The organism is Pseudomonas oryzihabitans (assembly GCF_014522265.1).
In the GTDB taxonomy this organism is placed as follows: domain Bacteria; phylum Pseudomonadota; class Gammaproteobacteria; order Pseudomonadales; family Pseudomonadaceae; genus Chryseomonas; species Chryseomonas aestiva.
Genome location: NZ_CP017024.1, coordinates 1,250,097 through 1,274,157 on the forward strand (window position 1 = coordinate 1,250,097; position 24,061 = coordinate 1,274,157).

19 protein-coding genes and 2 pseudogenes are annotated in these 24,061 nt (G+C 66.4%); 15 read left to right on the forward strand and 6 right to left on the reverse strand.

Going from position 1 to position 24,061, the window contains the following annotated elements; all coding sequences use genetic code 11:
• Positions 1 to 80: 80 nt before the first annotated feature.
• The 6 genes from BGI51_RS05820 to BGI51_RS05845 all read left to right on the forward strand — a co-directional run bounded on the left by BGI51_RS05820 (position 81) and on the right by BGI51_RS05845 (position 7,323).
• Positions 81 to 995 carry a LysR family transcriptional regulator gene (locus tag BGI51_RS05820; protein ID WP_187980556.1) on the forward strand — a complete coding sequence of 305 codons (915 nt, stop codon included), beginning with the start codon at positions 81 to 83 and terminating at the stop codon, positions 993 to 995.
• Between the two features lie 70 nt (positions 996 to 1,065).
• The gene (locus BGI51_RS05825; RefSeq protein ID WP_187980557.1) at positions 1,066 to 2,799 is read left to right on the forward strand and encodes an OPT/YSL family transporter; all 1,734 of its coding nucleotides are present in this window, start codon (positions 1,066 to 1,068) and stop codon (positions 2,797 to 2,799) included.
• Between the two features lie 220 nt (positions 2,800 to 3,019).
• Positions 3,020 to 4,300 carry an MFS transporter gene (locus tag BGI51_RS05830; protein WP_133862022.1) on the forward strand — a complete coding sequence of 427 codons (1,281 nt, stop codon included), beginning with the start codon at positions 3,020 to 3,022 and terminating at the stop codon, positions 4,298 to 4,300.
• Between the two features lie 136 nt (positions 4,301 to 4,436).
• Positions 4,437 to 5,495: a haloacid dehalogenase-like hydrolase gene (locus tag BGI51_RS05835; RefSeq protein ID WP_187980558.1), complete on the forward strand. Its 1,059-nt coding sequence runs from the start codon at positions 4,437 to 4,439 to the stop codon at positions 5,493 to 5,495.
• A 59-nt stretch (positions 5,496 to 5,554) separates the two neighbouring features.
• On the forward strand, positions 5,555 to 6,085 hold the full coding sequence (locus BGI51_RS05840; protein ID WP_187980559.1) for a glycine cleavage system protein R: 531 nt from the start codon (positions 5,555 to 5,557) through the stop codon (positions 6,083 to 6,085).
• 80 nt (positions 6,086 to 6,165) lie between these two features.
• A complete protein-coding gene (locus tag BGI51_RS05845) occupies positions 6,166 to 7,323 on the forward strand; it encodes an ATP-binding protein (RefSeq protein WP_187980560.1) in 1,158 nt (385 codons plus the stop codon).
• Between the two features lie 147 nt (positions 7,324 to 7,470).
• On the opposite strand, the pseudogene BGI51_RS23855 reads toward BGI51_RS05845, so the two are convergent.
• The 3 genes and pseudogenes from BGI51_RS23855 to BGI51_RS05860 all read right to left on the reverse strand — a co-directional run.
• Positions 7,471 to 7,842: pseudogene (locus BGI51_RS23855) on the reverse strand (UPF0158 family protein); the annotation flags it as partial.
• A gap of 78 nt (positions 7,843 to 7,920) precedes the next feature.
• Positions 7,921 to 9,321: a sugar porter family MFS transporter gene (locus BGI51_RS05855; protein ID WP_187980561.1), complete on the reverse strand. Its 1,401-nt coding sequence runs from the start codon at positions 9,319 to 9,321 to the stop codon at positions 7,921 to 7,923.
• A 202-nt stretch (positions 9,322 to 9,523) separates the two neighbouring features.
• Positions 9,524 to 10,507 carry a LysR family transcriptional regulator gene (locus BGI51_RS05860; RefSeq protein WP_187980562.1) on the reverse strand — a complete coding sequence of 328 codons (984 nt, stop codon included), beginning with the start codon at positions 10,505 to 10,507 and terminating at the stop codon, positions 9,524 to 9,526.
• A gap of 92 nt (positions 10,508 to 10,599) precedes the next feature.
• On the opposite strand from BGI51_RS05860, the gene BGI51_RS05865 reads away from it, so the two are divergent.
• From BGI51_RS05865 to BGI51_RS23970, 6 genes and pseudogenes are all read left to right on the forward strand, one after another.
• Positions 10,600 to 11,238, forward strand: a complete 639-nt coding sequence (locus BGI51_RS05865; RefSeq protein ID WP_187980563.1) for an alanyl-tRNA editing protein — start codon at positions 10,600 to 10,602, stop codon at positions 11,236 to 11,238.
• A 35-nt stretch (positions 11,239 to 11,273) separates the two neighbouring features.
• The gene (locus BGI51_RS05870) at positions 11,274 to 12,044 is read left to right on the forward strand and encodes a 2OG-Fe(II) oxygenase (RefSeq protein ID WP_187980564.1); all 771 of its coding nucleotides are present in this window, start codon (positions 11,274 to 11,276) and stop codon (positions 12,042 to 12,044) included.
• A gap of 1 nt (position 12,045) precedes the next feature.
• Complete coding sequence (locus BGI51_RS05875) at positions 12,046 to 12,687, forward strand: LysE family translocator (RefSeq protein WP_158893854.1); 642 nt, start codon at positions 12,046 to 12,048, stop codon at positions 12,685 to 12,687.
• 29 nt (positions 12,688 to 12,716) lie between these two features.
• A complete protein-coding gene (locus BGI51_RS05880) occupies positions 12,717 to 13,046 on the forward strand; it encodes an Arc family DNA-binding protein (protein ID WP_158893856.1) in 330 nt (109 codons plus the stop codon).
• Positions 13,047 to 13,263: 217 nt separating this feature from the next.
• Positions 13,264 to 14,409: pseudogene (locus tag BGI51_RS23965) on the forward strand (methyl-accepting chemotaxis protein); the annotation flags it as partial.
• Complete coding sequence (locus BGI51_RS23970) at positions 14,383 to 15,108, forward strand: methyl-accepting chemotaxis protein (RefSeq protein ID WP_437179448.1); 726 nt, start codon at positions 14,383 to 14,385, stop codon at positions 15,106 to 15,108. The pseudogene BGI51_RS23965 and the gene BGI51_RS23970, both read left to right, overlap by 27 nt.
• Positions 15,109 to 15,147: 39 nt before the next feature.
• Here BGI51_RS23970 and BGI51_RS05890 read toward each other — a convergent pair whose 3' ends face one another.
• Complete coding sequence (locus tag BGI51_RS05890; protein WP_187980566.1) at positions 15,148 to 15,732, reverse strand: flavin reductase family protein; 585 nt, start codon at positions 15,730 to 15,732, stop codon at positions 15,148 to 15,150.
• A 173-nt stretch (positions 15,733 to 15,905) separates the two neighbouring features.
• Here BGI51_RS05890 and BGI51_RS05895 point away from each other — a divergent pair, with 173 nt between their 5' ends.
• Complete coding sequence (locus tag BGI51_RS05895) at positions 15,906 to 16,598, forward strand: hypothetical protein (protein WP_187980567.1); 693 nt, start codon at positions 15,906 to 15,908, stop codon at positions 16,596 to 16,598.
• 213 nt (positions 16,599 to 16,811) lie between these two features.
• Positions 16,812 to 18,824, forward strand: coding sequence for a DNA helicase Rep (gene rep, locus BGI51_RS05900; protein WP_187980568.1), 2,013 nt, complete (start codon positions 16,812 to 16,814; stop codon positions 18,822 to 18,824).
• 401 nt (positions 18,825 to 19,225) lie between these two features.
• Here the strand turns inward: rep and BGI51_RS05905 are convergent, their stop codons facing one another.
• Positions 19,226 to 21,826: a cellulase family glycosylhydrolase gene (locus BGI51_RS05905; protein WP_187980569.1), complete on the reverse strand. Its 2,601-nt coding sequence runs from the start codon at positions 21,824 to 21,826 to the stop codon at positions 19,226 to 19,228.
• A gap of 284 nt (positions 21,827 to 22,110) precedes the next feature.
• Complete coding sequence (locus tag BGI51_RS05910) at positions 22,111 to 23,088, reverse strand: hypothetical protein (protein ID WP_252977216.1); 978 nt, start codon at positions 23,086 to 23,088, stop codon at positions 22,111 to 22,113.
• Between the two features lie 150 nt (positions 23,089 to 23,238).
• Here BGI51_RS05910 and BGI51_RS05915 point away from each other — a divergent pair, with 150 nt between their 5' ends.
• Entirely contained in the window at positions 23,239 to 23,790 is a 552-nt protein-coding gene (locus BGI51_RS05915; protein WP_187980570.1) for a DinB family protein, read from the forward strand.
• The last annotated feature ends 271 nt before the right edge of the window (positions 23,791 to 24,061 follow it).

Below are 24,061 nucleotides of genomic sequence, written 5' to 3' on the forward strand. Positions count from 1 at the left end.
GATCAGCCTTGTGAGGCTAATTCAAAAGGCGTTGAATAGGGCTCAACGAACGCTTGACCCTTATCGCGCGAGGATTGTGCATGCCCACCCTGAATCGCGGCGAACTGGCCGATCTCAATGTCTTCGTCGCCCTGGTCCGGCGGCGCAGCTTTCGCCAGGCCGCCATCGAACTGGGCGTCACCACCTCGGCGCTGAGCCATGCCCTGCGCCAGCTGGAGACCCGGCTGGGGGTCAAGCTGCTCAATCGCACCAGCCGCTCGGTGGTGCCGACCCTGGCCGGCGCGGCGCTGGCGGAAAAGCTCGAACAGGGCTTCGCCCTCATCGGCGAGGCCCTGGGCGAGCTGGACCAGCACCGCGACGCCCCGGTCGGGCGCCTGCGCCTGAGCGTGCCGCGCGATGCGGCGCGGCTGCTGCTGACCCCGACCCTGCCCCGGCTGCTGGCCGCCTATCCGCAGTTGCAACTGGACATCAGCGTCGAGGATCGCCCGGTGGACATCGTTGCCGACGGCCTCGACGCCGGCATCCGCTATGGCGACACCGTGCCCCAGGACATGGTCGCCCTGCCGCTCACCGACGAGTTGCGCTGGATCGTGGTGGGCGCCCCCGCCTACCTCGACCGTCACGGCCGACCGCAGCAGCCGGAGGAGCTTGCCGAGCATCGCTGCGTGCGGCTGCGGCTGGGCAACGGCGCCCTCTATCGCTGGGAGCTGGGCAGCGGCGCCACCACGCGGACGATCGACGTGCCCGGCCCGCTCACGGTCAACGAGACCGAGACCTCGATCCAGGTCGCCCTCGACGGCCTGGCCCTGGCCTATTGCCTGGAGTGGCGAGTGGCCGACGAATTGCGCGACGGTCGCCTGGAGCAGGTGCTGCCCGACTGGACCTCGCCCGGCGCGCCGCTGTGCATCTACTACCCGAGTCGGCGCCAGCCGCCACCCGGCCTGCGCCAGTTGATCGAGGCCCTGCGCCAGAGCTGGACCGGGCGCCACCCCTGAGGACGCGAACCAACCGCCAAGCCCGGGGGTCCCCTGACCACGCCATGATCGCCTGACCGAGGAGGCCCTTTTGCCCACTGCCAACGCCGCCGCAATCGACCTGCCGCTGCCCGTGGAGCGCGAACTCAGCCCCCGGGCGCTGCTCACCGGGGCGTTGCTGGGCATCCTGCTGACCCCGGCCAATGTCTATGCCGGCCTCAAGATCGGCTGGTCGTTCAACATGTCGATCATCGCCCTGCTGGTGAGCTACGGCCTCTGGCATCGCCTGGGTCGCCGCCTGCAGCAACCGGGCTGGACGCTGCACGAGAGCAACATCAACCAGACCGTGGCCTCGGCGGCGGCCAGCATCGTCTCCGGCGGTCTGGTCGCGCCCATCCCGGCCTACACCCTGCTGACCGGCCAGCAATTGCCAACCCTGCCGCTGATGGGCTGGGTGTTCGCGGTGAGCTTTCTCGGCATCTGGGTGGCCTGGTATCTGCGGCCCCTGCTGCTGGCCGATGCCAGCCTGAAATTCCCCGAGGGCCTGGCCACCCTGGAAGCGCTGCGCCAGGTCTATGCCAGCGGTGCCGAAGCCCTGAGCCGCCTGCGGGTGCTGCTGGGCGCCCTGGCGCTGTCGGCGGCGGTCAAGCTGGTGGACAGCTTCGCCTGGACGCTGCCACGGGTCGCGCCCTCGCCGGCCCTGGAACGCCTGACCTTCAGCTTCGATCCCTCGCTGCTGCTGCTCGGCTTCGGCGGCATCATCGGCCTGAGGGTCGGACTGTCGCTGCTGCTCGGCACCCTGCTGGCCTGGGGCGCGGTGGCGCCCTGGCTGCTGGCCAGCGGTATCGCCGCCTTGCCGGCCGGCGCCAGCGGTCCGCAATACGCCTTTCTGGTGCAATGGCTGCTCTGGCCCGGGGTAAGCCTGATGGTCAGCGCCACCCTGGCTGCGCTGGCCGTGCGGCTGATCACCCTGCCCCGCGCCGAACGCCGTCGCCAGGGCTGGCGGCGGCCCCGCGCCTGGCCGCTGGCGCTGCTGCTGGTGGCGGCTCTGCTGGTGGTGGTGCTCCAGGTGCGGCTGTTCGGCATCGATCCCTGGCTGGCGCTGCTGGCCCTGCCCCTGGCGCTGTTTCTCGCCGCCATGGCCGCGCGGGTGGTCGGCGCCACCGGCATCCCGCCCATCGGCGCCATCGGCCAGCTGTCGCAGCTGACCTTCGGCCTGGCGGCTCCCGGGCAGGTCAACATCAACCTGATGGGTGCCAACACCGCCGGCGGCGCGGCGGGCCAGAGCACCGACCTGATGAACGACTTCAAGGTCGGCCAGGCCATCGGCGCGACCCCGGCCAAGCAGGTAGTCGCCCAGTGCCTGGGCATCGCCCTGGGGGCGGTGACCGGGGTGCTTACCTACCGCCTGCTGATTCCCGATCCCCAGGCACTGCTGCTCAGCGCCGCCTGGCCGGCACCGGCGGTGGCCCAGTGGAAGGCGGTGGCGGAGACCCTGACCCAGGGCCTGGGTGCCCTCGATGGCGCCATGCGCCTGGGTATCGTCCTGGGCGCCCTGGTCGGCTTGCTGCTGGGCCTGGCCGAAGCCCTGCTGCCCGACCGCCGCGCGCACTGGCTGCCCAGCTCGGCGGCCCTGGGGCTGGCCTTCATCCTGCCGGCCTCGGTGGCGCTGATGATGACCCTGGGCGCCCTGCTCACCGCCCTGGTGCGCTGGCGGGCGCCGGGCCTGGCCGAGCGCTTCGCCCTGGCCGCCGCGGCCGGCCTCATCGCCGGGGAAAGTCTGGCCGGAGTCGGGGCGGCGTTCTGGCAAATGCTTGCCACCTGAACTGCGACAACGTGTCAACTGGACAATAATTTCCAGACGTAATGTCGCGAACCTTTCAATAACCTTTCAAACCCATGAAATTCGGGGGTTCCGGTCCGATTCAGCTTGCCAGCGCGCTTTTGCAACACATAAGGTTACAAATAGCGCGACCCACCCGCGAGAGGTCTGGGCGCCCTGCGCGAGCTGTCTCCTATAACAAACTCAATCCGAGCTAGCAGTCATGGCCACCACCTCGAAAGCCAAATCCGTCTTCCGCGTCGTCAGCGGAAACTTCCTCGAAATGTACGACTTCATGGTCTATGGCTTCTATGCCACGGCCATCGCCAAGACGTTCTTCCCCGGCGACAACGAACTCGCCTCCCTGATGCTGTCGCTGGCCACCTTCGGCGCCGGCTTCCTGATGCGCCCCCTGGGGGCCATCTTCCTCGGCGCCTACATCGACCGCCACGGGCGTCGCCACGGCCTGATCGTCACCCTGGCGCTGATGGCCCTGGGTACCCTGCTGATCGCCGTGGTGCCGGGCTACGCCACCCTGGGCGTCGCCGCGCCGCTGCTGGTACTGCTCGGCCGCCTGCTGCAAGGCTTTTCCGCCGGCGTCGAACTGGGCGGCGTGTCCGTCTACCTGTCGGAGATCGCCACCCCCGGTCGCAAGGGCTTCTTCGTTTCCTGGCAGTCCGCCAGTCAGCAGGTCGCGGTGGTCTTCGCCGGCGTGCTGGGCGCTCTGCTGAACCATTGGCTGTCGCCCGCCGAGATGGGTGAATGGGGCTGGCGCATTCCCTTCCTGATCGGCTGCCTGATCGTGCCCTTCCTGTTCATCATCCGTCGTTCCCTGGAAGAAAGCCCCGAGTTCGAGGCACGCAAGCATCGGCCGACCTTCGGCGAGACCATGACCTCCATCGGCCAGAACTTCGGCGTGGTGCTGGCGGGTGTGGCCATGGTCTCCATGACCACCGCCTCCTTCTACCTGATCACCGCCTACACCCCGACCTTCGGCCGTCACGAGCTGCACCTGACCGATCTGGACAGCCTGATCGTCACCGCCTGCGTGGGCATCTCCAACTTCATCTGGCTGCCGGTGATGGGCGCCCTGAGCGATCGCGTCGGCCGCCGTCCGCTGCTGATCTTCGCCACCGTGCTGGCCATCCTCACCGCCTACCCGGCGATGATCTGGCTGACCCACGCCCCGGGCTTCTCGCGCCTGCTGATGGTCGAGCTGTGGCTGTCCTTCCTCTATGGCACCTACAACGGTGGCATGGTGGTGGCCCTGACCGAGGTGATGCCGGCCCATGTGCGCACCACCGGCTTCTCCCTGGCCTACAGCCTGGCCACCGCGACCTTCGGCGGTTTCACCCCGATGGTCTGCACCTGGCTGATCCAGGAGACTGGCAACAAGGCCGCCCCCGGCATGTGGCTGACCCTGGCCGCCGTGCTCGGCCTGGTCGCGACCCTGACCCTGTTCAAGGGCAACGCCCAGCCGCGCTTCAAGACCGTAACCGCCTGACAGGGCTGTCGCAGAGCGGCAGGCCCTGCCGCTCTCGCGCCCACCCAGGTCGCTCCGCGCATCGAACTGTCATGACCTTTTGCTATGGTCTAGACCAGATGACCGCATACCGCGGTCGCCGTGCCGGAGCCCGCCGATGCCCACCCTCCCCCGCCTTCTCGCCGGCCTGGCCGGCGGTCTGCTCAGCCTCACCGCTGCCGCCACCGAGCTGACCCACTGGCCGGCCGATGCCGCCCGCCAGCTCGACGCCCTGATCGCCGCCAATGCCAATCAGGGCAACTACGCGGTGTTCGACATGGACAACACCAGCTATCGCTACGACCTAGAAGAGGCCCTGCTGCCCTTCCTGGAGATGAAGGGCGTGCTGACCCGCGACACCCTGGATCCCTCGCTCAAGCTGATCCCCTTCAAGGACGTCGGTGGCCACAAGGAGAGCCTCAACAGCTACTACTACCGGCTGTGCGAGGTCGACGACCTAGTCTGCTACCCCTGGGTCGCCCAGGTGTTCTCCGGCTTCACCCTGCAGCAGCTCAAGGGCTACGTCGACGAACTGATGGCCTACGGCAAGCCGATCCCCGCCACCTACTACGGCAAGGACGACAAGGTGGAGACGGTGGAGATCAACCCGCCCAAGCCCTTCACCGGCCAGCAGGAGCTCTATCGCAAGCTGATGGAGAACGGCATCGAGGTCTATGTGATCAGCGCCGCCCACGAGGAGCTGGTGCGCATGGTGGCCGCCGACCCGCGCTATGGCTATGGCGTGAAACCGGAAAACGTCATCGGCGTCACCACCCTGCTCAAGGACCCGGCCACCGGTGCCCTGACCACCGCCCGCAAGCAGATCGCCGAAGGCAAGTACGATCCCCAGGCCAACCTGAAGCTGCAGGTCACGCCGTATCTCTGGACCCCGGCCACCTGGTTCGCCGGCAAATACGCGGCCATCCTCACCTACATAGATCCCTGGAAGAAACCCATCCTGGTCGGCGGCGACACCCCGGTCAGCGACGGCCCCATGCTGTTCCAGGGCGTGGACGCCGCCAAGAACGGCATCCATCTGTGGATCGACCGCAAGTCCAAGTACCGCACCCAGATCGAGGCGATGATGAAGAGCAACGCCGAGGGCCAGGCCAAGGCCGGCGTGGCGGTGAACGCGGACCAGCACTGGGTGATCGTCAAACCCGAAGACATCCAGTAGGCCGGCGGCGATCGGGCGGGCTAGACTGGAGACTCCTTCTGCCCGCCCTGGAGCCCGCCATGGAACACCTGGTCCTGACCGTCATCGCCCCCGATCGCCCCGGTCTGGTGGAAGCCCTGGCCGACTGCGTGGCCGCCCAGGGCGGCAACTGGCTGGAGAGCCGCATGGCCCACCTGGCCGGCCAGTTCGCCGGCATCCTCTCGGTGGAAGTGGAGCCGGAATTGCGCAACGGCCTGGTGGAGACGTTGCAGCAGCTGGCCATTCCCGGCCTGCGCATCCTGGTCGGCGAACCCGGCCAGCCGGCTGCGGTGGGTGCGCCGCTGGTGCAGCTCGACCTGCTGGGCAACGACCGCGTCGGCATCGTCCGCGACATCACCCGAGCGCTGCATCAGGTGGGCGTCAACGTCGAGCGCCTGTCCACCGAGACCCGCCCGGCACCCATGAGCAGCGAGGCGCTGTTCCACGCCACCGCCCTGCTGGCGCTTCCGGCAGACCTCGAACTCGAAGCCCTGCAAGCCCACCTGGAAACCCTCACCGACGACCTGATGGTGGAGCTCAAGCTCTATCGGCACGGGCATGACCAACACTAAGTAGGCTTCAGAGCGACGATCTATAAAAGCCTATAAAGATCTATAATCGACTTTAATCGCCTTTAAACAGGGAATTGTCGATGCCTGGGCGCTTCTATCACCGCCATGCCATGGCTACCACCTATGCCGCCAAGATCATGGCAGACCCGCTGCATCCCGGTCTGTTTTTGGCAGCGCCCCGGCGAACCGGCAAGACCACCTTCATGCGTGAAGACTTGGCGCCTGCCCTCCAGCTAGCGGGTGCTGAGGTGATCTACGTCGATCTCTGGTCGAATCGACAGACTGATCCGGCCGAGTTAATCAACCAGGCGGTACAGGTGTCCATCGAGCGCAATCTTGGTCTGATCGCCAAGCTGACCAAGCAAAGTGGTGTGGTGAAACTCAAGGTGGGTGGGGTCGAGATAGATACCGGCAGCATCGGCAAAGCCAAGGGCATAACCCTGGCCGCTGCGCTAGCCGCGCTGTCGGATAGTCTCGGCAAGCCGATAGCGCTCATTATCGACGAAGCTCAGCATGCCGTGACCACCACGGCTGGCAGCAATACGCTCTTCGCCCTCAAGGCGGCTCGCGACGAATTGAACGGCTCACACCATCATGGTTTGAGACTTATCTGCACCGGTTCCAGCCGGGACAAGCTGGCGATGCTCAGAAACAGCCGCGATCAAGCCTTCTTCAATGCGCCGCTGGTAAACTTTCCCCATCTCGACAGAGGCTATGTGGACTGGTTCTGCGGGCAGTCCAGGCTCGATTTCGCCCTCGATCCAGAAGTGGTCTGGAGCAAATTCGTCGAAGCGGGCTATCGCCCCGAGGCGATGCAAGCAGCCCGTGAGGTACTCGAATACTCGATGATCGATGATGCTGCAGTGGGCAATGCCGCTTTCGCTGAAGCCGTCGACGAGCATGTGCGAGAGATGTCCGAGAGCGCACTCGCCGTGATTCGCAGCCTCACACCGATTCAAGCGGCCGTACTGAAGGTGATGGCGGTCCAGGGCAAGGACTATGCGCCCTTCGAGCTGGCCACCCTCGGCAAGTATGCAGACATGCTGCGGCTCGCCGGCATGAATGAGGCCCAGGCCCAAGAGGCCGCCTACGCGCAGAATGTACAGCAGGCATTGGCTGCCTTGCAGGAGAAGGCATTGATCTGGAAAGCTGAGCGCGGCGTCTATGCCATCGAGGAACAAGGACTGCCGGACCTCATGCGTAGCGCCGGCATGCTCCCGGACGCTTCGGCAAACTAAGGTGCTCAGCTGACCATCGGGGTGGCGAGCCCTATCGCTCCCGCCCCTTCTCCAGCCGCCGCCGGATGCCCTCGGGACATCGTCCGGCAGTGGCATCCGCCCATCCGCCGGCAGGGCTTCCAGGCCGGCTTCGCCCAGCAGCACCAGCACTTCCTCCTTGAGACGACTCAGGGCAAAGGCCTGCCAGGCCTCGCGTACCGAGGGGAAGAGGTCCAGTTCGTAGTCGAAGGTCCGGATCGGCCGCCGGCTCTCCAGCGCGGCCCGCAAGAGGGGCTGGGCGTGGGGGTGGCGCAACTGGTGCAGAAAGGCTTCGCGCAGTTCCAGGCGATCGTCCTGGGTCAGGCGCGGCAGTGGCAGGTAGCGTTCGGGATCTTCCAGTTCCTCGCGCTCTTCCAGACTGAGGTCGTCCGGATCGAGCAGGCGCAGGGCGCCGCTGGCAAGGTCGAGGAAGTGGGTGCCTCGCTCCCGGCTGTCGAGGGCGGCAGCCAGCAGATCGAGGTCGAGGGTGAGGGGGCGCATGGCAGGACTCCGGCACAGGCGAACAGGAGCGGAGCTCTATCTCCGCTCCTGTTGCGACCCTGGCACCGGAGCTCGCGTTCAGCCCTTCCGCTGATAGGGAAAGAAGCGCCGCTCGCGCAGGTCGTGCTCGATCTGCTCCAGGCTCTTGCCCTTGGTCTCCGGCACCAGTCGCCAGATGAACAGCAGTGCCACCAGGGAAATCCCGGCATAGAGCCAGAAGGTGTGAGCGGCGCCCAGCTTGGTCACCAGACTCAGGGTGGTGAGGGTCACCAGCAGGTCGAAGCCCCAGTGGCTGAAGGCACCGACGCTGGCGCCCTTGCCGCGCACGAACAGCGGATAGACCTCGGCGTTGATCAGCCAGATGCAGACGCCGAAGCCGCCGCAGTTGAGCATCAGGTAGGCGGCCAGGCAGGCTACCACCGTCCAGCGCTCGACATCGGTCTGGGGACCGGCGCCCTGGAACAGGTAGCCCATGATCGCCAGGGCGACGATGGAGCCGGGAATCAGCGTCAGCAGATAGCGGCGGCGACCGATGCGATCCACCAGGAAGCTGCCGACCACGGTCATGATCACCACCAGGATGGTGCTGCAGCCGGTGGCCAGCACCGCGGTCTGATCGGAGAAGCCGGCCTGGGTAAGGATGGTCGGCGCATAGTAGATCAGCGCGTTGTTGCCGGTGATCTGCGAGAACATGGCGATGCCGGCGCCCACCAGCAGGGCCGGTCGGACCCAGGGCGAGAACAGGTCACTCCAGTTGCCTTCCGGCGCGTTACTCACAGTTTTGATCTCGGCCAGTTCGGCCTCGGCCGCGGCCTGGCCGCCGCGGACCCGCTCCAGCACCGCCAGGGCGTCAGCCTCGCGGCCCTTGACCAGCAGCCAGCGCGGGCTTTCCGGCAGCACCGTCATGCCGGCCAGCAGGATCAGCGCCGGCACCAGGCCGAGGCCGAACATCCAGCGCCAGTGCTCGTCCAGGGCGAAGCCGGTGAAGTAGGCCACTGTGATGCCGAACACCACCATGAACTGGAACAGCACCACCAGCTTGCCGCGGTGCTCCGGCGGCGCCACCTCGGCGATATAGACCGGGATGATCTGGGTGGAGCTGCCGGCCGACAGGCCGAGCAGGAAACGCGACAGGATCAGCAGGGTGACGTTGGGCGACAGTGCCGAAAGCACCGAGCCCAGGGCGAACACCAGGGCCACGCCGATGATGGTCTTGCGCCGGCCGAGGCGGTCGGAGATCGGGCCGGTACCGAGGCAGCCGAACAGAGCACCAAAGATGATGGCGCCGGTCACCAGCTGCTTGACGGTGTCGTCCATGGCGAATTCGCGGCCGAGGCCGAGCAGGGCGACGCCGATGATGCCGGTGTCGTAGCCGAACAGCAGGCCACCGAGGGCGGCGATCACGGCGATGAGCACGACCAGCCCCTTGCGCGGGGTGGCCGCCACGGGTGCGGCGAGCGAGGGTGAAGAAGCGAGCATGGGGGAAATCCTTTCTTGTTTTGCCAGGGCAAGGATCGCGGTGGCAACCCGATCCACCCGCGCAGGCGGGCCGTGGGGGAGCATGGCCCAGAGAAAAGCGTGATGCGGCAGGCAGAGAAACGTTAGGTGAATCGTTTCACCTAATGCTGCCAGTTGTAACAGGACTTGTGAAAAGCATCACGAAAGACGCATTGGCAGTGGCCTAGCTGCCAATGGTCAGTTCCTGGAAGCGCTGCTCGGGCAGCGCGGCGGCACCCTGGCCGGGACGCAGCGCCTGGTCGCCCAGGCGCTCGACCAGAAAGTCGATGAACACCTTGAGCTTGGGTGGCAGGTGGCGCGTCGCCGGATAGAGCAGCCAGGCGCCGCCGTGGTAATGCGGCAGAAAGGACCACTCCGGCAGCACCTGGACGATCTCGCCGCGGGCCAGGGCCGCCTGGGCGGTGAACAGTGGCAGGCTGCCGATGCCGATGTGGTTGAGCACCGCGTCCAGCCGCACCCCGGTGTGGTTGGCGGCATAGCGCCCGCGCACGTTGACGTGGACCACCTTGGCGCCCTGGCGGAATTTCCAGCGCGAATCGGCCGGCTCTTCCGCCAGGTAGATGCAGCTGTGCCCGGCCAGATCGCGGGGATGGGCGGGCTGACCGTGCGCGGCCAGGTACTGCGGCGTGGCGCAGAGCAGGTGCTCGATGGTCAGCAACTGGCGGCCCACCAGTCCGGGCGGTGGCCGATCGGTGATGCGGATGGCCAGGTCGACGTTCTCGTCGATCAGATCGACATAGCGGTCCTCCAGCAGCAACTGCACGTCCACCGCCGGGTAGCGCCGCAGGAAATCGGCCATGTGCGGATGGATCACCGTGCTGCCTACCGCCTTGGGCACCGACAGCCGGACGATGCCGGCCGGCGCCTGGTTGAACTGGCCACTGACCTCCAGCACCGCCCGCGCGGCGCCGACCATGTCGCTGCAGCGCCGAAAGACCTCCTCCCCCGCCTCCGACAACCGCAGCTTGCGCGTACTGCGATTGAGCAAGCGTGTGCCCAGGGCCTTCTCCAGGCGTGCCACGCTGCGACTGGTGGAAGACGGGGTCAGACCGAGCTGACGGGCCGCCGCAGAGAAGCTGCCGCTCTCCACCACCCGCACGAAAATGGCCATCTCGCTGAGCAGCGGCAGGGGAAGATTTATGCTCACAGCGCAAAATTCCTTTGGAGAGAGGGTGGATTATCACCCTTGCGTGCGATCTTTAGAATGAGGATGTTTCTCGTTTTCTAGGTAGTAGACGTATGACCGAGCGCCTGTATTTTCTGAGCGACAGCCTGATCGCCGAGGTCGAGGTCCACGCCTGTAGCGCCGCCGAGGACGGTTATATCGTCGAACTGCTGGCCACGCCCTTCCATCCCCAGGGCGGTGGGCAGCCCAGCGACACCGGCTGGATCGGTACCGCCGAGGTGACCCGGGTGGTCCAGGACGGCGACCGCATCCTGCACCACACCACCCGCCCCCTGGCGCCCGGTCGCGTGCTGGCCCGGGTCGACGAAGATCGGCGCCAGCTGCATTCGCGGCTGCATTCGGCCGGGCATCTGCTCGGCCACATCGGCGAGATCCATGGCTGGATACCGGTCAAGGCCCATCACTGGCCGGGCGAAGGCCGCATCGAATTCGTCCCCGGCGAGGATACCGTAGCCTTGGACGTTGAATCCTGGCAGGGCTTCTTCGACGCCCTGGTGGAAGAAGACCTGCCGCTGCACGTCGAGGTGCAGGCCGGTGGCCAGCGCCAGGTGCGCTTTGGCGAGGACGTGGCGCGCTATGCCTGCGGCGGGACCCACGTGCGCTCCCTGCGCGCGGTCGGCGCCCTGAGCGCCCTGGGCGTCAAGGAAAAGAAGGGACGCCTGCTGGTGAGCTACGACATGGCTGGCGCCTGATCAACCGCTCACCTCACCCGCAGAAAGGAAGCGCCATGCTGCTCGAACTCGACGCTCTCGACACCGAGAGCCTGCTCCGTCTCACCGAAGAACGCCTGCTGGCGGTGCGGGTGCGCCGCTTCGTGCCGCGCCCGCTGGCCGACGACCTCGGCCAGCAGATCCTCGGCAACGGCTTCGCCACCTACACCAATGCCCCCAGCATCGGCCGCATCGGCATGGCCTTCTACGAGGCGGAACACCAGCGCGCGCAGATGGACGACTATTTCGCCAGCGTCGCCAGCAACCTGGAAGAATTGCGCCGGCGCTGCCGCCCCTATCTCAATCCCATCGACCTGGTGCGCTGCACCCTCGACGAGGTCTGGCCCGCCGGCGCCCGCCTGCAGACCCTCTGGGGTCGCAAGATGTACGTCGGCCTGTCGCGGGTGGTGAAGCCCGGGGTGCGCTTTCTCGCCCACCACGACATCTTCGCCAAGGACGCGCCGGGCAGCGAGGAAGCCGAAAGCCTGGTCACCCAGCTGGCCTGCAACGTCTACCTGACCATGCCCAGCCGGGGCGGCGAACTGCAGCTCTGGTCACGCGAGCTGGCGCCGGAGGCCTTCGACGCCCTGCGCGGCGACAGCTACGGCATCGAGCCCGACCGGCTCGGTCCGCCCTGCCTGACCATCCGCCCGGAACCGGGCGACCTGATTCTCTTCAATTCCCGCCGCATGCACGCCGTGACGCCAGGCAACGACCAGCCACGGCTGTCGCTGTCGTGCTTCGTGGGCTATCGCGGGGCGGCCGAACCCCTCACGTACTGGAGCTGACATGTCCCCCTACCTGAGCGAATTCCTCGCCCTGGCGACCATCCACTTCCTCGCCGTGCTCGCGCCCGGCCCGGATTTCGCCGTGACCGTGCGGCAGAGCGTGAGATACGGGCGGCTGATCGGCCTGTGCACCGCCCTGGGCATCGGCGCCGGGATCTCGGTCCACGTGCTCTACACCCTGCTCGGCATCGGCGCCCTGATGCACGCCACGCCCTGGCTGCTGGGGGTCGCCAAGGTCGTCGGCGGCGCCTACATCCTCTGGCTGGGCTTCAACCTGATCCGCAGCAAGCCCACCGCCGCGCCGCTGGACGACAGCCAGTGGCAGCAGGCCGACCTGCAGCGGCAGTCGCCCGGCAAGGCCTTCCTCACCGGCTTCCTGACCAACGCCACCAACCCCAAGGCCACCCTGTTCTTCCTGGCCATCTTCACCACCGTGGTCAGCGGCAGTACGCCGCTGACCGTCCAGGGCCTCTATGGCCTGTGGATGTGCGCGGTCAACGCCGGCTGGTTCGCCCTGGTCAGCCTGCTGTTTTCCAGTCCGCGCGTTCGCCAGACCTTTCTGCGCCTGGGCCACTGGTTCGAGCGAACCATGGGCCTGGTGCTGGTTTTCTTCGCCGGTCGACTGCTGTTGTCGGCGCTTTGACGTCAGTCCATTCGTATTGGAGGTCCTCCATGCCCTACGTCCACCGCGCTCCCGCTGGTATTCCCACGGAAAAGTTCGTCGTCCGCCTGCCCGACGGGATGCGTGAACGCATCGCCGCCGTGGCCCGCTCCCATCGGCACAGCATGAACACCGAGATCGTCGCCTGGCTGGAGCGTAGCCTGGTACAGGACGGGGTGCTGGAGCAGCCGCAGGTCGAAGCGGACGACGAGCTGCTCAATGCCAGCGAGCAACTGCTGCTGCAGCGCTTTCGCCAGCTCAACGAGCGTCAGCAGAATGCGCTGATCTCGGTGCTGGAGCTGGAGTTGCCCGTTCCCGTGCACAGCCGCGAAACCGCCTGAGTCCGGCCGGCACCGCCGCGGACGGAACCGGCCGTCGGCAGCAGGGCCGCCCACCAGGCGGCCCTGACGTGCGGCTTTCAAGTATCGATCGGGACGGCCGATGAAGGGGGTCTTCGTTCTCTCTTCCGGAATTCCCATGTCTGTATCCAAAGCCTCCTGGCTGAGCAATCTCGGCATTTCCAAGAAGCTGGCGCTGGGCTTCGGTGCCCTGCTGGTCATGGTGACGGTGGTGGCGCTGTTCGGTTACCTCACCGCCAACACCCTGCTCGACCGCATCACCAAGACGCGCTACAGCGGTCAGCTCAAGGCCGACGTGCTCAACGTCAGGATCGACGAAAAGGCCTACCTGCTCGATCCCAGCGCGGCCAGTGCCACCCGGCAACAGGCCACTCTGGCCAGGGTGACGGAAGACATCGGGCAGGGCCTCACCCTGCTGACCAACCCGGCCAACGTCGCCATCCTGGGCAGCATCCAGCAGGAGATGAAGACCTACCAGGAGCGCTTCGCTGCCCTGCAGCAGGCCAACCAGACCAGCGCCGAGGCGCAGAAGGAACTGACCCGGGTCTCCGACACCGTTACCGAGACCCTCGACCAGCTGTTCGAACTGGTCTTTGCTCCAGGTGGCAGCTACAGCACCGCCGACCTCAAGGCCCTGGCCGAGATGAAGGCGCAGATGGTCGGTGTGCGCCTGGCCATCCGTCGCTTCCTCGGCACTCCCGATGACAGCAAATCCCAGGCGACCCTCAAGGTCATTGACGAGTTGCTCAAGACCCTGGCCAGCGCCCAGAAGCAGATCGATGGCGATACCGCCGCACGCCTCTACAGCGCCACCCAGGACGTGACCCGCTATCGCGCCTTTTTCGAATCCATCGTCGCCCAGAATCGCCAGGCCCAGGCCGCCGTTGCCAGTCTGCAGGAGCAGGGCAACAAGCTGGTGCAGTTGCTGGATCAGCTGGGCGAAGGCCAGCTGAAGTCCGCCGCGGCCGAGCGCCAGGCCGCCCTGCTCAAGCTGCTGCTGAGCAGCCTGATCGCCCTGCTGATCGGCATCGCCGCCGCCTGGCTGATCACCCGCCAGATCACCCAGCCGCTGGCGACCGCCATGGCCATGCTCAAGCGCGTCGCCGCCGGCGATCTCACCCAGCGCAGCGAGGTGAGCCGCCGCGACGAGCTGGGCGAACTGCAACGCACCACCCAGGCCATGGCCGATGACCTGCGTCAGTTGGTCGGTGGCATCGCCAGTGGCGTGGGGCAACTCAGCAGCGCGGCCGACGAACTCTCGGCCTTTGGCGTCCAGACCAGCCGCGGCGCCACCCAGCAGCGCGACGAGATGCATCAGGTGGCCACCGCCATGAACGAGATGGCGGCCACGGTGCACAATGTCGCGCAAAACACCGCCAACGCCTCCAGCGCCGCGCAGAACGCCGACGGCATGGCCCGCGAAGGCAGTCGCACGGTCAAGCGCGCGGCCCAGGAAATCACCCTGGCCGCCGAGGAGGTGCAGGGTCTGGGCGATGCCATGGAGCGCCTGGACGCCGCCAGCGGTCGCATCGGCAGCGTCATCGACGTGATCAAGGCGATCGCCGAGCAGACCAACCTGCTGGCGCTCAACGCCGCCATCGAAGCCGCCCGCGCCGGCGAACAGGGCCGCGGCTTCGCCGTGGTGGCCGACGAGGTCCGCTCCCTGGCGCAACGGACCCAGGAGTCCACCCAGGAAATCGGCGAACTCATCGCCACCCTGCAACAGGGCACCACCGAAGCCAGTGCGCGGATGCAGGCCAGCCGCGACCGCACCCTGGGCACCGTGACCCTGGCCCAGGACGCCGAACGCGCCCTGGAGGTCATCTACCAGGCGGTGGCGGAGATCCAGAATCTCAATCAGCAGATCGCCACCGCGGTGGAAGAGCAGAGCCTGGTCGCCGAGGAGATCAACGGCAACGTGGTCAAGGTCAGCGGCCTGGCCGAGGAATCGGCCACTGCCAACGCCCACGCCGCGGCCTCGGTCAACGAACTGGCCCGCCTGGGCGGCGATCTGCAGCAGATGGTCGCGCGCTTCCGCGTCTGACCCGGGCCGCGCCGGCGCCAGGCACGGGCGCCGGCGGTCTCAGGCTTTCGGCGTCAGCATCTGCCCCTGGATGCCGTCGCCGATCACCAGGAAGTGACCGCCGGCGACATGGTGCAGGGTGCGCAGGCTGTCCTGGCCACGAAAATCCCAGCGTCCCTCGCGAAACACCCGGGTATCGGCCCGGGCGGCGAGCACCTCACCGAGAAACAGGTCGTAGCCTTGCTGGTTGTGCACCTCGGGCAGCACACGGCATTCCAGCCAGGCCACGCAGCCGGCGATCAGCGGCGCGCTGACCTGTTCGCCCGCCAGCGTCTCGATGCCGTAGGCGGCGAACTTGTCCAGCGCGCGACCGCTGGTATTGCCTACCGTCTGCACCAGATCCACCTGGGCGGCGCAGGGCACGCTGAGCACGAAGCTGCCCTCGGCTTCCAGCAATTCGCGGGTCCAGGTCTGCTTGTCGAGCACCACCGCCACCTTGCCCGGCTCGAAATCCACCGCCATGGCCCAGGCCGCGGCCATGACGTTGCGCCGGCCCGCGTGGGCGGCGCTGACCAGCACCGTGGGACCGTGGTTGAGCAGGCGATAGGCCTTGGCCAGGGGGACGGCGGCAAGGGTCGAATTCATGGCTGGACTCCCGCGGTTAAAGCCCCAGGGTAACGCAGCCCTTGCCGTTCGGCGCCGCGCGGGAAAAAAATTGCCGCTTTGCGCCGCGCTCGCCAAACGCCGGGGGACATCAGGGGTCTATCGCCCACTCCCGGTATGGGACCGACAAGAAACCTGCGTTAAGGATGACCTCTATGCCCACTCGCCTGGCTCTCTCCGCCCTGCTGTTCTGCGCCTGCTGTCTCGGCCTGCCGCTGGCCCAAGCACAGACCGCCAGCCCCTCGCACGAGACTTCCGCCACCCAGCCACTCCTCTCCAGCTCCATCAACGACTTCAGCAACGAAGACTGGGATCGTGGCGTCCTGCGCCGGGTGGCCGGCGTGACCATTCCGGCGACCCCGGCCAACGTCGAGGGCTTCATCAGCGGGCGGCAGGTCCAGCTGGGCGATGGCGAGTGGCGTGCCATCACCGAGGTCCAGCGAGTCGGCGACAACCTGGCCGTGTTCGTCGAGGGCCAGCCGCTGGATGCCGAGGCCGTGGGTTATCCCCGGCGCCTGGCGGTGGACGACGCCCCCGGTACCGGGCGCCATCTGCAGCGCCTGCCGGGGCGCTTCAACACCCCGATCAACGACTTCACCAACCAGGACTGGCTCAAGGGCATCTATCGCAAGGCCGCCGGCATTTCCATCCCGGTCACCGAGCGCAATCGCGAGGAATTCAAGCCGGGCGCCATCGTCCGTCTGGCCGACGGCCAGGACTATGCCGTCACCCACGTCAGCGAATTCGGCCGCAGCATGGGCGTGTTCCTCGACAGCCCGGTACTGCCCGGCGAGAAGTACGGCTATCCGCGCCAGCTGACCTTCGTCGCGCCACCGCCCAAGCCCTAAGGGCCTGTTCAAAGTCTCGCGAGCTAGAGCCAAACAAGGCCTAGGCGGCCCCACGAAAAGGCCTGAGGAAGCGGAGTTTATATAGTGTAAATGACCATTCCGAAGGCCTTTGCAACGCAGGTTGGCCGACGCGCAGCAGACTTTGAATCAGGCTCTGACCGCGGGGACTGGCGCTGGTAGAATTCTTGCCCAGCGTCGTCACCCCGGTCCGCCATGTCCAAGCTCAATCCCCGCCAGGCCGAAGCCGTGGCCTACATCAGCGGTCCCCTGCTGGTGCTGGCCGGTGCCGGCTCCGGCAAGACCAGCGTCATCACCCGCAAGATCGCCTACCTGGTGCAGCAGTGTGGCGTCCGCGCCCAGTACATCTGCGCCGTGACCTTCACCAACAAGGCGGCGCGCGAGATGAAGGCGCGGGTGGCCAGCCTGCTGAAAGCCGGCGAAGGCCGCGGCCTGACCGTCTCGACCTTCCACAACCTCGGGCTGAACATCATCCGCCGCGAGTACGTGCACCTGGGCTACAAGCCGGGCTTCTCGATCTTCGACGAGGGCGACATCAAGGCGCTGCTCACCGACATCATGCAGAAGGAATACCAGGGCGACGACGGCCTGGACGAGATCAAGAACTACATTGGCAACTGGAAGAACGACCTCATCCTGCCGGAAGAGGCCCTGGAAAAGGCGCGCACGCCCAAGGAGCAGACCGCCGCGGTGGTCTACCTGCACTACCAGCGCACCCTCAAGGCCTACAACGCGGTCGACTTCGACGACCTCATCCTGATGCCGGTCAAGTTGTTCCAGGAGCATCCCGAGGTGCTGGAGCGCTGGCGCAACCGCATCCGCTACATGCTGGTGGACGAATACCAGGACACCAACACCAGCCAGTACCTGCTGGTGAAGATGCTGGTGCAGGAGCGCGCCCAGTTCACCGTGGTGGGCGACGACGACCAGTCGATCTACGCCTGGCGCGGCGCGCGACCGGAAAACCTGATGCAGCTCAAGGACGACTTCCCCTCGCTCAAGGTGGTGATGCTGGAGCAGAACTACCGCTCCACCAGTCGCATCCTCAGGTGCGCCAACGTGCTCATCGCCAACAACCCCCACGTGTTCGAGAAGCAGCTGTGGAGCGAGATGGGCCACGGCGATCCGATCCGGGTATTGCGCTGCAAGAACGAGGATGGCGAGGCCGAACGCATCGCCCTGGAAATCCTCACGCTGCACCTCAAGACCCAGCGGCCCTACGCGGACTTCGCCATCCTCTATCGCGGCAACCACCAGGCCAAGCTGATGGAGCTCAAGCTCCAGCACCACCAGATTCCCTACCGGCTCTCCGGCGGCACCAGCTTCTTCGCCCGCCAGGAGGTCAAGGACGTGATGTCCTACCTGCGCCTGCTGGTGAATCCGGACGACGACAACGCCTTCCTGCGGGTCATCAACGTGCCGCGCCGGGAGATCGGCTCCACCACCCTGGAAAAGCTCGGCAACTATGCCGGCAGCCGGGATCGCTCGATGTACGCCGCCGCCGACGAGATCGGCCTGGGCGAGCACCTGGACGCCCGCTTCACCGAGCGCCTGGGGCGCTTCAAGCGCTGGATGGACGGGGTCCGCCAGAATTGCGCGGGCGAGGATCCCATCGGCGCCCTGCGTAGCATGGTGATGGACATCGACTACGAGAACTGGATCCGCCAGAACGCCAGCTCCGACAAGGTCGCCGACTTCCGCATGGGCAACGTCTGGTTCCTCCTGGATGCCTTGAAGAACATCCTGGAAAAGGACGAGGACGGCCAGATGACCATCGAGGACGCCATCGCCAAGCTGGTCCTGCGCGACATGCTCGAACGCCAGCAGGAAGAAGAGGAAGGCGCCGACGGGGTGCAGATGATGACCCTGCACGCCTCCAAGGGCCTGGAATTCCCCTATGTGTTCATCATGGGCATGGAAGAGGAAATCCTGCCGCACCGCTCCAGCATCGAGGCCGACACCATCGAGGAGGAACGCCGCCTGGCCTACGTGGGCATCACCCGCGCGCGCCAGACGCTGGCCTTCACCTACGCCACCCGGCGCAAGCAGTATGGCGAGCTGATCGACTGCACCCCCAGTCGCTTCCTCGACGAACTGCCACCCGAGGACCTGCAGTGGGAAGGCCTGGAAGAAGCGCCCCAGGAACAGAAGGCCGCCCGCGGCAACGACGCCCTGGCGGCGATGCGGGCGATGCTGAAGAAGGGCTGAGGATCTCTGCCGGCGCTTACCCTCACCCCAACCCTCTCCCTGAGGGAGAGGGGGCATCCGAAGTCATCCCGGGATTCGCCCCACGCCGAGCAATCCCCTCTCCCCCAGGGAGAGGGTTAGGGTGAGGGCCCGCCCCACGCCAAGCTGACACCCTCACCCCAGCCCTCTCCCGGAGGGAGAGGGAGCACGCGCATGCTGCATCAAGCTTCGGCACACTCCCTCAGGCCCAGGCGCTACACCAACTGCTCCCAGCACTGGAGCAATCCCCTCTCCCTCAGGGAGAGGGTTAGGGTGAGGGCCGCACCACGCCGGACTGACACCCCCTCCTTTCCTACCCCCAAAACGACACCGCCCCCGCTACCGGTCAGGCAGCGGGGGCGGTGGTCTGGCCGCGCCGGGTCTTACTTGGCGAAGCTGGTCACCATGTCGAAGATCGGCTTGGGACGCTTGAGGTCATACATCATTCCGAAGTGGCGCTCGTGGACCACCGAGAGGGTCGGCTCGTCGAGCAGTTCGTAGACGTTGATCTCGGCCACCACGTCCCTGTAGCTGGTGTTGAGCACCGTGAGCATCTGCTTGACGCTGTCGTAGCAGGCCCGATCGCCGTCACGGCCGCCGTCGGTGTTGCCCTGGTAGACGTTGCCGCAGTTCATCTCGTTGAAGAACACCTTGGTCTTGTACTTGTTGGCCATGGCGCGTATCTGGCCCAGGTACATGTCCATCCAGTAGCCCTTGTCGTCGACGTAGGGGTAGTAGTGGAAGCTGATGTAGTCGAAGTTGAAGCCCGATGCCTTGGCCTGGTCGAGGAACCACATGGCCCCATTGCGATCACCCGGGCAACGCGAGGTGGTGGTGCGATCATCCGAGTTGCACGCCATCACGTTGATGGTGGTCTTGAGGTTGGCGCCCAGCTCGTCCGAGGCCTGCTTGATGCCGCGATAGATGCCGACCAGGGTGTTGATGCGATCCTGCGCACCCGCCTTGGCGTAGTCCTGCTCGTTGCCGATCTCCCAGATCTTGATGTCGTTGGCGTAGCGCTTGGCCAGGGTATAGGCCTGCGCCTGGGTCAGCTTGTGGGTGATCACCGGCCGCAGGGTGATGTTGTACTTGCGGGCCAGGGACACCAGCCGATCCAGCTCGGGCAGGTTGGTCACCAGATACTCGCCGGAGCGATAGGTGCGCAGATTGCGCGCCGCCAGTAGCTGCAGGCGGGCCTCCATTTCGGCAGGCGGATAGGCGGCGCTGTTGTCGTGGCCGACCACCCCCAGGGGGATGTTCTTGTAGCCGGTCAACGGCGCCGAGGAGGCGCTGCCACTGGCGACCGGCAGGACCACATTCTGCACCGGTTGCACGCTGGCCGCGGGGGTCGGCGTGGTCGTGGTGGTGCCCTGGGCCAACGCGGTGTTCACCTTCTTGTCGAAGGCGGCCTTGTCGTCGCCCGCGGCGCCACGCATGACCTCCAGTGGCAGGTTGGCGCGCGAGGTGACGCCGTTGGCCAGGCGACTGGTCCAGTAGGCGCTGCCGCTGCTGTCGGCGCTGCGGCCATAGAGGTTCTGGTAGACCTGGTTGACCAGGGCCGCACCGCTCAGCGAGCCATAGAGGGCGGTCGATTCGCCGTTGCCGGCGAAGTTGGCCGCCAGTTGCTCGACGCTCATGTCGCCGGCCAGGCGCGAGGCCCAGTAGTTGAGGCCGCCGGCATCGGCGGCCCGGCCGTAGTAGGCCAGGTAGAGCTGCTCGACGGTGGTCAGCTTGGACGAGGTCGCGGCATTGGCGGCGGTGCCGGTGACGGCGCCAGCCATGGGCGTGCTGCCTGCGGTGGTGCCCGTGGTGCTGGTACCCGTGGCCGGCGCGGCGCCGGTGGTGGTGCCGGTGGTCGCTCCGGTCGTGCCGGTAGCCCCGGTCCCGCCGGTGGTGCCCGCGGTCGCGCCGCCCGTAGCGGTCTCGGTCTTGGCTGGCGTGGCGGCCGTCGGGGTCACCTGCGGACCGATACCGGCGCAGCTGTCCTTGTCCAGGTACTTGGCCAGCACCGCCCACTGCGGACGCTCCTTGCCATTGATCGGCTCGACCGCCTGGTTGTAGGTGCCCCAGCCCGGGCCGGCGGCCCAGTAGGTGGCCGGAATGCAGTTCTGCTTCAGATAGGCCAGCATGCCGTCGAGAATGGGCAACCAGCGCGCATCCGTGTCAGGTACGCCGAAGCCGCCGATGAAGCCGCGCTTGTTGTTGGCCTTGAGCCAGGTGACGAAGGGCTTGAGGCGCTCGACGCCATAGCTGGGCGAGAGGGTCGCCACGTTCAGGCTGGTGTCGAAGAAGGCCTGGGCCATGAAGATCAGGTTGTTGGCCGGGTCCTTGAGCTTGAGCAGCGTATCGTTCCACTGCGGCCAGCGGGTGGTGTCGGCCCAGCCGTTGCCTTCGATGAAGATCGGGTGGGTCGAATCGACCGCGCGCACGCCATCGATGCCGTACTGGGCAGCGGTCGGCCAGTTGCTCACGGCGTCGTGGGGCTCGTTCATGATGTCGTAGCCATAGAGCGCCGCATGGGTGCCCCAGCGCTGAGCGACGCGGGTCATGAGGTTCTGGAAGGCCTCGTAGGGGATTTCGCCCGCGCCGATGACCTTGCCCTGATAGCGGGCGTAGTTGTGCAGATCGAGGATGACCTTGACGCCGTACTTCTGGGCGTAGCCCAGGGTGCGATCGATCAGGCCGGCGTAGGTGGGATCGAGATTGGCCCCCATGGACGATTGCAGGCGCTCCCAGAGGATGGGGAAGCGCACCAGCTTCACGCCCTTGGCGCTCCACTGCTGGAAATGGCTCTCGGCCGGGAAGATGAAGTTGCGGTCGTTGACACCGGGCAGTACTTGGGCGGCGAAGGTGGCGCCGGAGAAGTTGAGACCGACCAGGTCAACGGCCTGGGCGGAGGTGGCAAGCGAAGCGGTGGCGAACAGGGCAGGCAAGAGCAGCGCCTGACGCGGCAGGCGGCGGGAGATGGAGCTAAGGATTGTCATCAAGAAGGAACCAGATAGGCCGAGGTGCGCGATTCGATCCGTGCATCCCACCTCGGTACAGCAGGAAAACTGCCGGGGAAGATCGTTTCCCTAGCACCTGCAAAGCCTAGTGCAAGCGCTAGACCAATAAGAACCCGTGCCATCACGAAGCAGGGGTAAACGCAGCGTTTTGCCAGATGTACGGTGCCGATGATGGCACTTTGTCTACCGCTCGTCGGTGACCATCCGGTCACCCATGAGACCTGTTATCGCGCTGAAGTCAGGTTTGTCCGCTTTCTGACGGCTCAGGGCTTGCCGGCATAGCGGCGGATCAGTTCCATGACCGGTTTTGGGCGGTCCAGGTCGTACATCAGCCCGAAGTGACGCTCATGGGCAATCGGATGGGTCGGCTCGTCGAGCAATTCGTAGACGTTGATCTCGCGAACGATGTCGCGGTAGCGCCCATTGAGTTCGGAAAGGATGGCTTCGAGGCTGTCATGGCAGCCCTGATCGCCCGGCCGGCCGCCATCGGTGGCGCCCTGGTAGATCTCGCCGCAATTGACCTCGTTGAAGAAGATCCGCGTCCGGTACTTTTCCGCCATGGCGCGCATCTGCCCCAGGTAGAGATCCATCCAGCGGCCGCGATCGCGGTAGTGCGGGTAGTAGTGGAAGCTGATGTGGTCGAACGCGAACCCGGCGGCCCGGGCCTGATCGAGAAACCACATGGACCCCAGGCGATCGCCCGGGCAACGGGCCTTGGCGCCCCGGTCGTCGGGGTTGCAGGACATCACGTTGATGGTGGTCTCGAGGCCGGCGTCCAGTTCGTCCGAGGCCCGGCGGATGCCGCGATAGATGTCCACCAGTCGACTGATGCGGATGCCGGCGCCGACCCGCGAATAGTCCTGCTCGTTGCCGATCTCCCAGATCTTGATGTCCTTGGCGTAGCGCTTGGCCAGGGCATAGGCCTGGGCCTGGGTCAGTTGCTGGGTGATCACCGGTCGCAGGGTGATGCGGTACTGGCGGGCCAGGGCCACCAGGCGATCCAGGCGGGGCAGATCCAGCAGCAGGAACTCACCCGAGCGATAGCTGCGCAGGTTGTAGCGGTCGAGCAGTTGCAGGCGCCTTTCCATCTGCGCATCGGGATAGGCGGCGTTGTTGTCGTGGCCGACCACGCCCAGGGGGATGTAGGGCAGGTCGGGCAGGGCGACGGAGTCGGCGGCCCGGACCGGGGCACCCAGGCACAGGGCGGCGACCAGGCCGAACCAGGGCGAAATTCTAGGCATCAGGCGCATCCTTGCAGATAAAAAGAGCAGAGCGGCGGAGCATGGCAAAGTGCCGGCAGCGGCTCAATGCCAAGGGTGTCCAGGCTGCGACCTCCGCCACATCGCCGCAGGTTACAGTAGGTGTCCGTGCGCCGTGCCGAGGACCTGCCCATGACCACTACCCTGCTGCTGGCCCAGGCCTGCAACAATCGCTGGTCTAACCACCGCCTGCTGGCAGCCTGCGCCCTGCTGCCGGTCGCCTTCCTGCGGACGCCCCAACCCGCCGCCTTCTTCGGCTCGCTCTGGGCCCTGCTCGGCCATCTGCTCGATGTCGATCGCTTCTATCTCGATGCGCTGCACGATCAGCCCCGGCCCTACCAGGATACCGACTGGCCTGACCTGGGAGCACTGCGTGCGGCCCAGAGTGCCAGTGACCAGCGCCTCATCTCGCTATGTCGCAACCTCGGTTCCCAGCAACTGACCCAGCTCATCACCCTGCCCCGCGCCAGCGGCCCGGTACGGGAAGGGCGACTGCGCACCCTGCAGCATCTCTTCGTGCACCAGCTGCACCATCGTGGCCAGGCCCACGCCCTGCTCCTGGCCAGCGGCGTGGCGCCGCCGCAACTGGACGAATTCTTTCTCGCCCAGGACGAACCGCTACGCCGGGCGGAGCTGGCGGCCCTGGGGATCAATGAAGGGGAGTTATGGGGGACTGGCTCGTAGTAGCAACTGTCTTTATCGCGGCCATGCCGGTGCGCCGTAGCGACCGCTCCTACAAAAGCATCACCCCTGTAGGAGCGGCCCATGGCCGCGATTCGCTGCTGAAATTCCTATCGCGGCGGCCGATCGCGATCTGTCTTGGAGCGCTGTCGACAAACGCCCACCCGGCCAGCCCCTCTCCCTCCGGGAGAGGGTTGGGGTGAGGGCCGCTCCCCCACCGGCCTCCAGGTAGAAAAGACTGCGCCGTTTTCCACCCTACAGCCGTCTTGCCGCG